A 13128-nucleotide genomic window follows, 5' to 3' on the forward strand; every position below is an offset into this window, starting at 1 on the left:
CTCTAAACATCTTTATGCAAGAGAAGTTGGGCTTTGACCTATTATTTTAGGACTTGCGGGTGTAAGTCCTATATTCATGGGGATAGCGATTTTTTTCATCCATTGTTCCAGGAATTGCTTCCGTCAATTCCCATTCACTATCATCAAGTGAGGGAACAAATGTGTCCGCTTCAAAGACATGGTCAATGACTGTCACAATTTGTTTATCACAAAGATCCCAAAACAGTTTAAAGATTTCCGTACCGCCTATAATATAGACATCTTCTTGTTCGCTCAGTTTTTGTACTTCTTCAACACTGTTAAAAACTTCAGCACCATTTGCATCAAAATCTTTATTTCGAGTCAAAACTATGTTTCGCCTTTTAGGCAGCGGACCATTCATTGAATCAAATGTTTTTCTTCCCATTACAATCGTTTTTCCGATTGTCGTTCGTTTAAAATGTTGCAAGTCAGCTGGCAGGTGCCAAGGCATATCATTGTCTTTACCAATCGCGTAGTTACGGTCCCTAGCATACACAAAATAAATCATACAGACACCTCTGCTTTAATATGTGGATGAGCTTCATATCCTTGTAACTCAAAATCTTTAAACGTAAAAGCAAAAAGGTCAGTAACTTCAGGATTTAACACCATTTTTGGCAACGGAAGTGGATCCCTCGTTAACTGCAACTTCGCCTGTTCTATGTGGTTCGAGTAAAGATGTGCATCACCGAATGTGTGAACAAACTCACCAGGTTTTAGACCACATACTTGAGCAATCATCATTGTAAGCAAAGCGTAAGATGCAATATTAAATGGAACACCTAAAAAGACATCTGCACTACGTTGGTACAATTGACAAGAGAGTTTACCGTCATTTACATAGAATTGGAATAAACAATGACAAGGCGCTAAAGCCATATCATCTATTTCAGCAACGTTCCATGCATTAACGATTAACCGTCTTGAATCTGGATTATTTTTAATTTGATCAACGACATGAGCAATTTGATCAATCGTTTTTCCATTAGCTCCTTCCCAAGAGCGCCACTGTTTTCCGTAAACAGGGCCCAGTTCACCGTTTTCATCTGCCCATTCATTCCAAATACGCACTCCATTTTCCTGCAAATAAGCGACATTCGTATCGCCTTTTAAAAACCATAGTAATTCGTGAATAATAGAACGCAAGTGTACTTTTTTTGTTGTAATAACAGGGAAACCTTCTTCTAAGTCAAACCGCATTTGATAACCAAATGTGCTAATTGTACCAGTGCCTGTCCGGTCTGATTTTTGCGAGCCGTTTGTTAAAACGTGCTCGCACAACTGTAAATATTGCTGCATTGATTGCTTCATCCCCTCGTTTAAACTTCTGCTTGCTTCATTAGTAGCAATGCATCTTTGCCCTTCGTTCCTTTTTTAATTCCTAGCTCTTCACACTTAAATGTAACTGATTCAAGTGGTGCATCAAGTAATTGTTCAATTGTACGGACACCTACTGCTCGACCGGCAATGATCTCTCGTTCCTTTAATTTCTCATTTAACAGCGCCACATCTAGCGCACCACACATTATATAGCCATGATCACACGTGACTGCCATAAAATTTGTTTTAGGTAATTTTAAAGTAATTGCCAGGAATTGTTCACCCTCAATTACTAACGGCTGTACATCAATCATCTCACTCACTCCTTCAACATGCGTCTTCTCACACCATATGAAGGAGATAAGCCGTTAGTTCCTTTTTTTCAACATTGATAATAAGATATCACGCAAAAATTCTGGAAGCAAATAGTCTTTATTGGATGATGCTGCAATTTTAGGAAATAAAAACCCAAACGTATACATATCAAGCGTCGCTAATTTGTAAGTCTTATCTGTTTTAACAGGCTCTCCTAGTACATCTATGCCATTTACATTAATTTCAATACCAGTATATATCATTGTACCGAGCACTTTTCCGCGAAAACCAAACCCTTTTAGTGCTAGCTGTACAATGTCATCCGTTTGTGCACGTTCAATCGTTTCAATTAATTCAGCGCCAGTTAATTCAACGATACATGGATTGATCGGGTGTGGACAAACTCGGTGAATATCTCCAAATGAGATTGGACCTTTTTCTAGTGTTTCTAATAACACTCCCGCATTCATCATGCCAATATCGAGCCCACACCAGTTTGTTAGCTCATCACACAATGCTTGTGGTCCAATTGATTGCTCAAACCATTTCACAGGCAATGTAGTTTTCAAATAAACAGCAGATTTCTGCAAGGCAATGTTCGCCTGATTTTCTAAGTTTAAAAGCAGCACTTTCGTGTTTGGATCTTCAACAAAATGATTAGGATCAAGTAATTCTTCTTCTTTATACCTAAGTGCTCGTCCTTTAAATGTTAGTGATAATTTCCCTAAGTATTGACCATGCTTACCTGCTTGACAAATCAAAGTCCCATTTATACGCTTTCCGCCTTGAAGAACATTGTGTGTATGGGCACCAATGATGACATCAATTTCTGAAACCGACTCTGCAATTAATTCATCTTTCGGTAATCCTAAATGAGATAATAAAATGATGGCGTCTGTTTTTTTTGAGACAGCTTTCACTATATCCTTCAATTTATCCAATGAGAAAGATACGTCCCAGCCTAGCTGCTCGTAAAAATGAACCATTGCGGCTGTGTAGCCAATATATGCAACTTTTAAACCATTTTCCATTTCATCTATCCAATATGGTAAGGCCCATTCTGGACGCTCCCCAACATCTAGATCGATTAAATTTGCTGCAAGCAATTTAAAGTTTGCTTGACTATACATAGAATGGAGCATTTCCTTTGAAAATGTAACCCCTTCGTTGTTACCAATTGCAGCAAAATCCACGCCCGCTTCATTTAATAATTGAATGTTCCCTTGACCTACTGTTGCCTCTGTCATTGGATTAGCACGATCTGCATGATCACCTAAATCGACATAGCGTGTATTCGTATCTCGTTCTTTTTTTATATGAGAAACAATTTTAGCCCAGTTTACAAACCCACTATGAATATCATTCGTATGGAAGATAGTAATTTTAATTGTATTGACCACCTAAAGCCTCCTATCCTAACCAGTCAAACAGCTATACGATCCCTTGATAGATAAACTGAAGTGCTAGTCCTATAAAAACAATGCGCATGACGTTAATGAGCAATTTCGAATCCATTCGTTTATTCAACCATACTCCAGCTTTTCCACCAAACCAAGCACCTGGCAATAGTGCAAGCACGTACCGCCAATGGATATGGTCCGCGACTAAATGAGCACTTGTTCCAATAATTGCTGAAAATAATACAACAAGCATTCTGTTGCAGCTGCAATCTTTGCAGGAAAGCCAAACCAAACAATCATTACAGGAACCATTGATGCTCCTCCACCAACGCCAAATAAACTGGAGAGAAAACCAACAATTAAAAGTAAAACACTCATCATATGTGGAACCCGCTTTCTAAAATAAATCGAGTTGTCTTGGTGCTAAGTCTGAATAATGAATGTTCATTCGTTCAATAAGAGTTCGGGCATTCCCCGCTGCATGACCACCCGAATTATTATTAAATACAACGTACACATCTTCACTTTGTTTTTTTAATTGCTGTAATTTCTCCACCCACTCATTCATTTCAAATAGATTATAATCATATAAATATCGAACTTCACGCCACGTCTCTCCTTGACGTGGGCCATTCCACCCATGTACATTTCGACCGTGCAAGCGGACAAGAGTCTTTCCTTTATGAGTCGCTTCAAGAACTGTTGGGACAGAACCAGGACCCGCTTGAGGCTCATCACAGATGCTATGAATCCAATTGTCTTCTTTCATATAAGCAAGTGTTTTTTCTTTAAACTCCGGCGCAAACCAAGACTGGTGACGGAATTCTAACGCAACTGGATACTGTTTAAGTTGATTTTTTACATATCGTAACAATTGAACATGCTTTGCTTGCACATCAAACCAAGGTGGAAACTGGCAGAGAACCATTGCCAATTTATCTGCTTGAATGAGCGGTTCTAACGATTCTTTAAATGCAGTGAACATGTCCTCTTTAGAGGAATACTTCGATTCACCCCGCTGATGCCCCGTTATTTCTTGATATGCTTTTACAATAAACTGGAATGATGTTGGCGTTTCTCTAATCCATTTTTCCATTGAAGAAACAGGTTGAACGGCATAAAAGGAAGAATCCAGCTCGACAATTGGAAAATAGCCCGCATATGTCCCTAGTTTTTCAGTAGGTTTCGCACCCTCGTACAAGCTATAATGGTCCCCCCATCCTGTCAAACCTATGTAAATCATGTTCAGACCCCTCCAGCTTTATTTCCTTTATTCTAACGCAAAAGCAAATGAAATGCGATAACCAGGCAACGATCTGTATCGATCCAGAAACAAGTTTTGATTGAAAAGATTCTTCATCTTTAATCATTAATCTTTTCTGAATAATAAGATATAATAACATGATTTAAACAACGCGAGTTTTATAAAAAAAACCCCCTTATTTGAATAAGGGGGTTACTCCTTTTTAGCCAATCGAACCTTCCATTTCGAACTTGATAAGACGGTTCATTTCGACCGCATATTCCATCGGAAGTTCTTTTGTAAACGGCTCGATGAAGCCCATTACGATCATTTCAGTTGCTTCTTCTTCTGAAATTCCACGGCTCATCAAGTAAAATAGCTGATCTTCTGATACTTTTGAAACCGTTGCTTCGTGCTCAAGTGTAATATTATTGTTCAAGATTTCATTGTAAGGAATCGTATCGGATGTTGATTCATTATCCATGATGAGCGTGTCACACTCAATCTTAGATTTTGAACCATCTGACTTACGTCCGAAGTGACAAATTCCACGATACGTCACTTTACCACCTTGTTTTGAAATCGATTTAGAAACAATTGTTGAAGAACAATTTGGCGCAAGATGAGTTACTTTTGCACCAGCATCTTGATGTTGTCCCTTACCAGCAATTGCAATAGAAAGGATTGTTCCTTTAGCGCCTTCACCACGCATGATAACAGCAGGATACTTCATTGTTAACTTCGAACCAATATTGCCATCTACCCATTCCATTGTTGCACCTTTATCAGCTACTGCACGTTTTGTAACTAAGTTAAATACGTTAGGCGCCCAGTTTTGGATTGTTGTATAGCGACAATAAGCATTGTCTTTAACAATAATTTCAACAACTGCACTATGAAGTGAATTCGTTGTGTAAACAGGAGCCGTACAACCTTCTACATAGTGTACAGAACTATCCTCGTCCGCAATAATAAGCGTACGTTCAAATTGCCCCATGTTTTCAGAGTTGATTCGGAAATAAGCTTGAAGTGGCGTATCAACCTTTACACCTTTAGGTACATAGATAAACGATCCACCAGACCATACAGCTGAATTTAGCGCTGAGAATTTGTTATCAGCAGCCGGAATGACAGTAGCAAAGTGCTTTCTAAAGATCTCCTCATTCTCCTTAAGCGCTGTATCTGTATCTTTAAAAACAACACCTAAATCTTCAAGATCTTCTTTCATATTGTGATATACAACTTCTGATTCGTATTGAGCAGAAACACCAGCTAGATATTTTTGTTCTGCTTCAGGAATTCCCAGCTTGTCAAACGTATTTTTAATTTCTTCTGGAACTTCGTCCCAAGAACGCTCTGTTTTGTCTGATGCTTTTACATAATACGTAATATCATCAAAATTCAGTTCCGACATATCCCCGCCCCATTGAGGCATTGGCATTTTATAAAACTGTTCAAGAGATTTTAAGCGGAAATCAAGCATCCACTGAGGCTCGCTTTTCATACGAGAGATTTCTTCAACAATTTCCTTTGTTAATCCACGCCCTGAACGGAAGATTGACACATCGCGATCCGAAAAACCGTATTTGTATTCACCGATATCTGGCATTTTTTTCGCCATTCGGAATCCCTCCTAATAATTATGATGAATGATTTTCGTCCAAACCTTTCTCAAGTGCTTTCCACGCTAGTGTTGCGCATTTGATCCGTGCCGGAAACTTCGTTACGCCCGATAATGCTTCGATGTCACCTAAGTCGAATTCCTCTTCATCATAGTCTTTTCCTAACATCATATCTGAAAAAAGTGTTGATAATGCCAATGCTTTATCTACTGACAAACCCTTTACAGCTTGGGTCATCATCGATGCAGAAGCAAGGCTGATGGAACAACCTTCCCCTGTAAACAATGCACGTTCAACCTTTCCATCTTTCACTTCCATCTGAACTTGAATTCGGTCCCCACATGTAGGATTGTTCAAGTTTACAGTTAACGCATCGCCCTCAATCTCGCCGCGATTTCGTGGATTTTTGTAATGATCCATAATTACTTGGCGGTAAAGGGTATCAAGATCACGAGAAGACATCGCCAAAATACTCCTTTGCCTTGACTAATCCGTTTGCTAGAGCATCTATATCTTCCTTTGTATTGTACACATAGTAGCTAGCACGTGCCGTTGCAACGACATTTAGCCACTTCATTAATGGCTGTGCACAATGATGACCTGCACGAACAGCAATTCCTTCCGCATCAAGAACAGTCGCGACATCATGGGGATGTACATCTCCTAGTTGGAAAGTAACAACACCAGCGCGTTCCTTTGGACCAAAAATCGTTAGATCTTTTAAATCCGCTAGCCGTTCAAACGAATAGTCAACGAGTTCTTTTTCATGTTGCTCAATTTCATTAAAACCTAAATCCGATACAAAATCAATGGCTGCACCAAAACCAATTGCTCCTGCGATAATTGGTGTGCCTCCTTCAAATTTCCACGGCAGCTCTTTCCAAGTTGAATCGTGTAAACCGACAAAGTCAATCATTTCGCCGCCAAAGTCAATCGGCTCCATCTTTTCAAGCAGTTCTTTTCTGCCATATAAAGCACCAATTCCAGTTGGCCCACCCATTTTGTGGCCAGAAAAAGCAAAGAAATCACATCCAAGCTCTTTTATATCCACTTCAATATGCGGTGCACTTTGAGCACCATCCACTGCCATAATGGCTCCATTCTTATGGGCAATCTTTGCAATATCAGAAATTGGATTTATTGTTCCAAGCACATTCGATACATGCATCACTGAAACAATTTTTGTGCGTTCAGTGATCGTTTTTTCAACATCAACCAGATCTATCGTACCATCTGCTTGAAGGGGAATATACTTAAGTACTGCCCCTTTTCGTTTTGCAAGTTGTTGCCAAGGAATAATATTAGAATGGTGCTCCATTGGCGTGATAACAATCTCGTCACCTTCACTAACATGGTCATTACCATAACTTTGCGCAACAAGGTTTAAAGCAGTAGTTGTCCCACGCGTAAACACAATCTCCGCAACTTCATCCGCATTGAGGAAAGCCCGTACTTTTTCTCGGGCACCCTCATATTCATCTGTTGCAATCGTCCCAAGTGTATGAACACCACGGTGAACATTGGAATTATAACGACGATAATAATCATCTAATTTCTCAATCACTTGTATAGGCTTCTGTGAAGTCGCTGCACTATCGAGATACACAAGAGGGTTTCCATTAACCTGTTGATCAAGAATCGGAAACAGCTTCTTTATCTCTTTTGCATTCATCGTTTTGCCTTTCTCTCAATCACATTGCGCATCTGTTTACGAACGGACTCGACCGGTAGTTGAGCAACAACTGGCTCAAGAAACCCGTGAATAACCAGGCGTTCAGCTTCAATCCGGGATAATCCACGACTCATCAAATAAAACATTTGAAGTGGATCGATACGCCCAACTGACGCAGCGTGTCCTGCCGTTACATCATCTTCATCAATTAGAAGAATTGGATTTGCATCACCACGAGCACGTTCGCCTAACATTAAAATACGCTCTGTTTGCTCACCATGAGATTTTGTAGCGGCTTTTTCAATTTTAGAAATGCCATTAAAAATACCTAGAGCACGTCCAGTCATAACACCATGCTTCAGAATGTATCCTTCTGAATGCTTGCCATAATGTTTAATCAGCGTTGTAAAGTTTTGCTTTTGCTCTCCTGTTCCAACAGTAACAAGTTTTGCATCTGCATATGAACCATCGCCAACTAAATACGTTGTGTTATCTGCAATTGTATCGCCATCATTCATTTGACCAAGAGCCCAGTCAATTCGCCCATCACGACCAACATGGCCACGACGAACAACAAACGTTGTTGCCGTTTCATTAAGTGTATCAACACCGCCGAATGAAACGCGAGCCCCAGCACCTACATAAACTTCTGCTACAATATTAACCACTTTTGCTCCCTCACCATATGCTGCATAATTCTCAACATACGTAACAGAACTATTGTCTTCAGCAACAATTAGCACATGATTAAACAATCCGCCGTTTTCTGCTGAAACAGCGTATAACGCTTGTAGTGGAACATCAACATGTATGTTTTTAGGTACGTAAACAAACACGCCACCTTCCATCAGGGCTGTATGCATTGCCATTAGTTTGTCTTCGTCTGGAGTTGCTGCTTCTGTTAATAAATACTTTTTAACAAGGTCTCCATGTTCAACAACGGCTGTTGCCATATCCGTAAAGATAACACCTTTTTCTGCTAACTCAACTGCATTTGTTTGATAAACCGTCTGCGCATTATCCTGGACGAGTAAACTATTACCTGATGCATCTTCATCCACATACTCACGAATATCGCTTGATAACTCATCAACATTGGTAACAACCTTAGATTGCCCTAAGTCTTGTGTAAAAGTAGTAAAGTCCCAATTATGAATCTTTGTTTTATCTGGTTTTGGAAGCTCTAATGTTTCCATTTTATTTAATGCAGCTACACGTAATTCAGTTAGCCACTTTGGTTCATTCTTCGACTCGGACCGCTTAGTAAGTTCTTCTAGTCCGATGATTGCATTCGTCTCAACTGACATACATACCATCCTTTGCTGTTTTATCGTTAAAGCTCACAACTGGTTATTATGCTTTTTGGCTTGCGTCTACGCGCTCATCTTCAATGCCAAGTTCTTCTTTAATCCAGTCGTACCCTTCTGCTTCAAGACGTTCAGCAAGCTCTGCTCCGCCAGATTTCACAATGCGTCCTTGCATCATTACATGAACTTTATCCGGCGTAATGTAATCAAGCAAACGTTGATAGTGGGTAATAATTAAGCAACCAAATTCTTCGCCGCGCATTTGGTTTACACCTTCGGCAACCACTTTAAGAGCATCGATATCGAGACCTGAATCAATCTCATCTAAAATTGCAATGCGTGGGTCTAACATTAAAAGCTGAAGAATTTCATTACGTTTTTTCTCTCCACCAGAAAAACCTTCGTTTAAGTAACGTTGAGCAAATGATTGATCCATATCAAGAACATCCATTTTCTCATCCATTTTGCGAATAAACTTCATTAGAGAAAGTTCATCGCCTTCTTCCCGGTTTGCATTAATGGCAGACCGAAGAAAGTCCGCGTTCGTAATTCCACTTATTTCACTTGGGTATTGCATTGCAAGAAACATACCTGCACGAGCACGCTCGTCCACTTCCATTTCAAGAACATCTTCACCATCCATTGTAACTTTACCGCTCGTAATTTCATATTTTGGGTGACCCATAATGGCAGAAGCCAATGTTGATTTCCCTGTTCCGTTTGGTCCCATAATCGCATGGATTTCTCCACCGTTGATTTCTAAGCTAAAATCTTTAAGAATTTCCTTATCGTCAATAGAGACGTGTAGATTCTCAATCTTTAAATTTGGTACAGACATGTGTATTCCCTCCATGAATTAAGCAAGTCTGCTATTTTCAGCAGACCTCGCATGCTTTTTTTAATGATTATCAATCTATTCTCATTCTAATTTTATAACAAATGCACTTACACTTCAAGGACGCCGATTGAGAAAAGTAGAACAAGCTCGAAAAACAAAGCCTAACGCTCGTAGCACCAGGCTTTGTTAGTTATTACTATTATAGTGTCTTCGTTTGGATCGACTCAACAAGCCGATTACAAGCATCATGTTCGTTTGTTCGCTCTTGCTCGATCTTAAGCCGTTTTTCTAAACTGCTTCCATATTCTGCATAGCTTACTCCGTGTCTTTGCTGTAATCCTTTTTCCATTTCACTCGTGTAGGAAAGTTGCATGTTCTGAATCGTTCCTCATCCTCTCTGATTTTAAGCGTTGGTCTCTTTTTTTTCCAACAACCTTATGCTAGCATGAGGCAGAGCCTTCAAGCAAAGCAAATAGAGCCGCATAATAGCTGCTCTATTCTGTATTTACCCGGATAGACGATTTTTGAAACCTTCTAACGTATAATTCCTTCTACTTGCTCTGTTTATTGAATATTCTTACCTAGTTCACGATAAGCTTCTTGCACCAATGTGGCACCTTGACTAAGTGCAGCGCCACTCCCAAATGCCGTTGCCACTGAAATGGTTTCCAACAGTTCTTCTTCCGAAGCACCGTTGTCAATACATCCTTTTGTATGATAAATAATACAGTACTCATCTTGTGCCTGAATACTCATTCCAAGAGCAATAAGTTGCTTATGCTTCTTAGAAAGTGCCCCTTCTTTAAAACATTGTTCGGTAAATTCATTATACTTTTCTGCAAAAATTGGCATCTTTTCTTCAAATGAGCCAACACCCTTTTTATATTGCATCATATGATGTTCCGTTGATGTATGTCCTTCTCGATTCAAACTTCATCGCCCCTTCAGTAGTTATAAAGATAGTATGAACGATTCCAAAGAAGGCATACGGATAATCTTATGTTAAAACAAATTTGGGTAAGCAGTTTCAGCCAAAGTTCTTACCGCTTCAACAATTCTTGGCCCTGGACGATCCATTATATCAGGTGGCATTAATTCAAGTTCGTTATTTACAATCGCATCAATGGACTCCCACCCAGCCCTATTGCGTATTTCTTCAAGAGGATCTCCATCTGTGTAATGAACAGTCGTAAAAATAAGTTCTGGATTACGCTCAATTACTTGCTCGTCACTAACACCAAACCAATTTTCTACGTCATCAAACACATTATGTAGCCCAGCTGCTTCTATCATCTCGTGTTGAAATGTTCCTGTACCTAATGTCCAAATGTCTGGCGAAGGACTTATTTCAAAATAGATCGATCGTTCGTCGACCTCTGCAACTGTATCAGCGATTTCTTCCAGTTCATCTTGCATATCTGTCACAAGAGCTTCTCCATCTTCAGAAATAGCTAAAGCATCAGCAATTCCTTGGATATCAGAAAAAATATCTTCCATACTGGAAGCCCCATCAATGGCATATACGGGCAAACCTACCTCTTCTAATGGAGCCATTTCATCATTACCATAATCAAAACCAAAAATAATGTCAGGATCAAGCTCTAACATACGCTCTACATTAATGTTTTGGTACTCAGCAACGACTTCAATGTTTTGTACAGCCTCGGGATAGACATCTGTATCAGAGACTCCAATGACTTTTTCGCCTTGGCCCAATTCAAACACAATTTCCGTATTACTTGGAAGAATAGAAATAATCGTTTCTGGAGGCTCTTCAAACGTTAGATCTACACCTCGTGCATCTTTAACAGTATAAGACACTTCATCTGTTGTACCTAACTCATGCGCGTTGTCCTGTTCTTGCTCTTCTCCGTTAGTCCCACATGCGGCTAACACAAGGATGAAGGCGACTATTATGTACATCATTTTATTCATTATGTTTTTCTCCTTTTTTTTGGGTATGATTTACTTACAAACACAATTTCCTCTACACCTAGCTGTTTATTAACATAGACAGCCATCACAAACATCACATTTGCTAATAAGTGAGTATAATCAAAAAGAAGGTCTGGCACGTCTTGTTCCAGACTCACTTTATGTAAAGCTCGCACAGATTTTTTCGCCTCACTACGAGCAACATGAAGCGCACTCGCCGCTTCAGAGCCTTGCGGAAGCACAAACTGTTTAATTAATCCTCTTGTTTCGGCTACATATCGATCATACATCCAGCTTAATCGCTTTAAATCTTCCTCTGTTATCGCTAAGTCTCCTCTAACAGATCCATTTAAGTGATAAGCCATTTCTGTTAATTCCAATAAATCTGCTTTCACTTCCACTAGTTCCACTAAATTAACAGATTGTCCTATTCGAACAGCAAGTGAATCCGTTTGGATTTCAAAGTCGACCGTCGAAGCCGCTTCCCGCATATATGGATAACATAAATACCGCATATCCTTTTTCAAGTAATCACCCCCATCAAATTTATCATAATAAAAAAAACGATGGAGTTCCATCGCTTTTTTATACACTATTCAGCTGGAATAACAGCACCTTGGTATTGTTCTTCTATAAATGATTGAATTTCATCAGACTTCAGCACGTCAACAAGAGCTTGAATTGCTTCATTGTTCTCATCTCCACTTTGTACGACTATTAGATTCACATAAGGATTTTCTTCGTCTTCAATTGCAATTGCTTCGTCTACAGGTGAGATCCCTGCACCCAATGCATAATTTGAGTTAATCGCAACAACCTCAGCTTCATTTGATTCATACGCTTGAGGCAAGAACTCAGCGTCTGGTCCCATATTAAACTCAAGGTTTTTTGGATTATCAATAATATCAGCTTCAGTAGCTTCTACTGTAACGCCTTCTTCAAGTGTTATTACTCCATAGTCTTGCAAGAGCGAAAGAATTCTGCCTTGATCCGCTACAGAATTACTCATCATTACTGTTGCTCCATCTGGAAGATCGTTTAAATCGTCATAATCCTGAGAATAAAGACCGATTGGTTCAACGTGAATCGCACCTGCTTCTTCAAAGTCATACCCTTTTTCTTCCATTTCACTTGTTAAATATGGACGATGTTGAAAATAATTGGCGTCGATTTCACCATCAGCTAACGCCATATTTGGTAAGACATAGTCTTGCGCTATTTGAATGTCTAATTCAATTCCTTGCTCTTCTAAGATCGGTTCCGCTTCTTCTAGAATTTCCGCGTGAGGTATATTTGACGCACTAATTCGAATCGTCGTTGTTTCTTCTTCACCCTCGTCACCATTACTCCCACCATTGTTTGTGTTCTCGTCACTATTATCATCTGATCCACATGCTACAAGCGTAAATGACACCCCTAAAACTCCAATTGTTTTTAAAAATGACTTCATTATGT

General features: G+C 39.5%; 15 protein-coding genes and 1 pseudogene. All 16 read right to left on the reverse strand.

What is annotated here, in order from left to right; all coding sequences use genetic code 11:
* Positions 1 to 46 precede the first annotated feature (46 nt).
* The 16 genes and pseudogenes from BK584_RS08120 to BK584_RS08195 all read right to left on the reverse strand — a co-directional run bounded on the left by BK584_RS08120 (position 47) and on the right by BK584_RS08195 (position 13123).
* Positions 47 to 529 (reverse strand): dihydrofolate reductase, encoded by a 483-nt coding sequence (locus tag BK584_RS08120; protein ID WP_078392144.1) that lies wholly within the window; start codon positions 527 to 529, stop codon positions 47 to 49.
* Complete coding sequence (locus tag BK584_RS08125; protein WP_078392145.1) at positions 526 to 1320, reverse strand: thymidylate synthase; 795 nt, start codon at positions 1318 to 1320, stop codon at positions 526 to 528. Before BK584_RS08125 ends, BK584_RS08120 begins: the two co-directional genes overlap by 4 nt.
* A 20-nt stretch (positions 1321 to 1340) precedes the next feature.
* A complete protein-coding gene (locus tag BK584_RS08130) occupies positions 1341 to 1655 on the reverse strand; it encodes a YunC family protein (RefSeq protein WP_078392146.1) in 315 nt (104 codons plus the stop codon).
* 54 nt (positions 1656 to 1709) lie between these two features.
* Positions 1710 to 3056 (reverse strand): bifunctional metallophosphatase/5'-nucleotidase, encoded by a 1347-nt coding sequence (locus tag BK584_RS08135; RefSeq protein WP_078392147.1) that lies wholly within the window; start codon positions 3054 to 3056, stop codon positions 1710 to 1712.
* Positions 3057 to 3087: 31 nt separating this feature from the next.
* Positions 3088 to 3437 (reverse strand): annotated as a pseudogene (locus BK584_RS25540) (sulfite exporter TauE/SafE family protein).
* A 16-nt stretch (positions 3438 to 3453) separates the two neighbouring features.
* Complete coding sequence (locus BK584_RS08150) at positions 3454 to 4299, reverse strand: DUF72 domain-containing protein (protein WP_078392150.1); 846 nt, start codon at positions 4297 to 4299, stop codon at positions 3454 to 3456.
* A gap of 223 nt (positions 4300 to 4522) precedes the next feature.
* The gene (gene sufB / locus BK584_RS08155; protein WP_078392151.1) at positions 4523 to 5920 is read right to left on the reverse strand and encodes a Fe-S cluster assembly protein SufB; all 1398 of its coding nucleotides are present in this window, start codon (positions 5918 to 5920) and stop codon (positions 4523 to 4525) included.
* Between the two features lie 19 nt (positions 5921 to 5939).
* A complete protein-coding gene (sufU, locus tag BK584_RS08160; RefSeq protein ID WP_078392152.1) occupies positions 5940 to 6383 on the reverse strand; it encodes a Fe-S cluster assembly sulfur transfer protein SufU in 444 nt (147 codons plus the stop codon).
* On the reverse strand, positions 6370 to 7593 hold the full coding sequence (locus BK584_RS08165) for a cysteine desulfurase (protein WP_078392153.1): 1224 nt from the start codon (positions 7591 to 7593) through the stop codon (positions 6370 to 6372). Before BK584_RS08165 ends, sufU begins: the two co-directional genes overlap by 14 nt.
* Positions 7590 to 8900: a Fe-S cluster assembly protein SufD gene (sufD, locus tag BK584_RS08170; protein ID WP_078392154.1), complete on the reverse strand. Its 1311-nt coding sequence runs from the start codon at positions 8898 to 8900 to the stop codon at positions 7590 to 7592. The genes BK584_RS08165 and sufD overlap by 4 nt, the downstream gene beginning before the upstream one ends.
* Before the next feature lie 46 nt (positions 8901 to 8946).
* On the reverse strand, positions 8947 to 9738 hold the full coding sequence (sufC, locus tag BK584_RS08175) for a Fe-S cluster assembly ATPase SufC (protein WP_054711982.1): 792 nt from the start codon (positions 9736 to 9738) through the stop codon (positions 8947 to 8949).
* Between the two features lie 199 nt (positions 9739 to 9937).
* Positions 9938 to 10111 (reverse strand): YuzK family famiily protein, encoded by a 174-nt coding sequence (locus BK584_RS24540; protein WP_169871136.1) that lies wholly within the window; start codon positions 10109 to 10111, stop codon positions 9938 to 9940.
* 191 nt (positions 10112 to 10302) lie between these two features.
* A complete protein-coding gene (locus tag BK584_RS08180) occupies positions 10303 to 10632 on the reverse strand; it encodes a carboxymuconolactone decarboxylase family protein (RefSeq protein ID WP_078395463.1) in 330 nt (109 codons plus the stop codon).
* Between the two features lie 108 nt (positions 10633 to 10740).
* Complete coding sequence (locus BK584_RS08185; RefSeq protein ID WP_078392155.1) at positions 10741 to 11673, reverse strand: ABC transporter substrate-binding protein; 933 nt, start codon at positions 11671 to 11673, stop codon at positions 10741 to 10743.
* The gene (locus tag BK584_RS08190; protein WP_078395465.1) at positions 11673 to 12200 is read right to left on the reverse strand and encodes a cobalamin adenosyltransferase family protein; all 528 of its coding nucleotides are present in this window, start codon (positions 12198 to 12200) and stop codon (positions 11673 to 11675) included. Before BK584_RS08190 ends, BK584_RS08185 begins: the two co-directional genes overlap by 1 nt.
* Positions 12201 to 12265: 65 nt before the next feature.
* Entirely contained in the window at positions 12266 to 13123 is an 858-nt protein-coding gene (locus BK584_RS08195) for a MetQ/NlpA family ABC transporter substrate-binding protein (RefSeq protein WP_078392156.1), read from the reverse strand.
* Positions 13124 to 13128: the final 5 nt, after the last annotated feature.

This window comes from Shouchella patagoniensis, from assembly GCF_002019705.1.
Lineage (GTDB): Bacteria > Bacillota > Bacilli > Bacillales > Bacillaceae_D > Shouchella > Shouchella patagoniensis.

Excerpts from the sequence above, each read along its gene's own strand:
- sufD (WP_078392154.1), bottom strand. The coding sequence starts at position 8,900 with ATGTCAGTTGAGACGAATGCAATCATCGGACTAGAAGAACTTACTAAG.
- BK584_RS08195 (WP_078392156.1), bottom strand. The coding sequence starts at position 13,123 with ATGAAGTCATTTTTAAAAACAATTGGAGTTTTAGGGGTGTCATTTACG.
- BK584_RS08150 (WP_078392150.1), bottom strand. The coding sequence starts at position 4,299 with ATGATTTACATAGGTTTGACAGGATGGGGGGACCATTATAGCTTGTAC.
- sufC (WP_054711982.1), bottom strand. The coding sequence starts at position 9,738 with ATGTCTGTACCAAATTTAAAGATTGAGAATCTACACGTCTCTATTGAC.
- BK584_RS08180 (WP_078395463.1), bottom strand. The coding sequence starts at position 10,632 with ATGATGCAATATAAAAAGGGTGTTGGCTCATTTGAAGAAAAGATGCCA.
- sufU (WP_078392152.1), bottom strand. The coding sequence starts at position 6,383 with ATGTCTTCTCGTGATCTTGATACCCTTTACCGCCAAGTAATTATGGAT.
- BK584_RS08125 (WP_078392145.1), bottom strand. The coding sequence starts at position 1,320 with ATGCAGCAATATTTACAGTTGTGCGAGCACGTTTTAACAAACGGCTCG.
- BK584_RS08165 (WP_078392153.1), bottom strand. The coding sequence starts at position 7,593 with ATGAATGCAAAAGAGATAAAGAAGCTGTTTCCGATTCTTGATCAACAG.
- BK584_RS08185 (WP_078392155.1), bottom strand. The coding sequence starts at position 11,673 with ATGAATAAAATGATGTACATAATAGTCGCCTTCATCCTTGTGTTAGCC.
- BK584_RS24540 (WP_169871136.1), bottom strand. The coding sequence starts at position 10,111 with ATGCAACTTTCCTACACGAGTGAAATGGAAAAAGGATTACAGCAAAGA.
- BK584_RS08130 (WP_078392146.1), bottom strand. The coding sequence starts at position 1,655 with ATGATTGATGTACAGCCGTTAGTAATTGAGGGTGAACAATTCCTGGCA.
- BK584_RS08120 (WP_078392144.1), bottom strand. The coding sequence starts at position 529 with ATGATTTATTTTGTGTATGCTAGGGACCGTAACTACGCGATTGGTAAA.
- sufB (WP_078392151.1), bottom strand. The coding sequence starts at position 5,920 with ATGGCGAAAAAAATGCCAGATATCGGTGAATACAAATACGGTTTTTCG.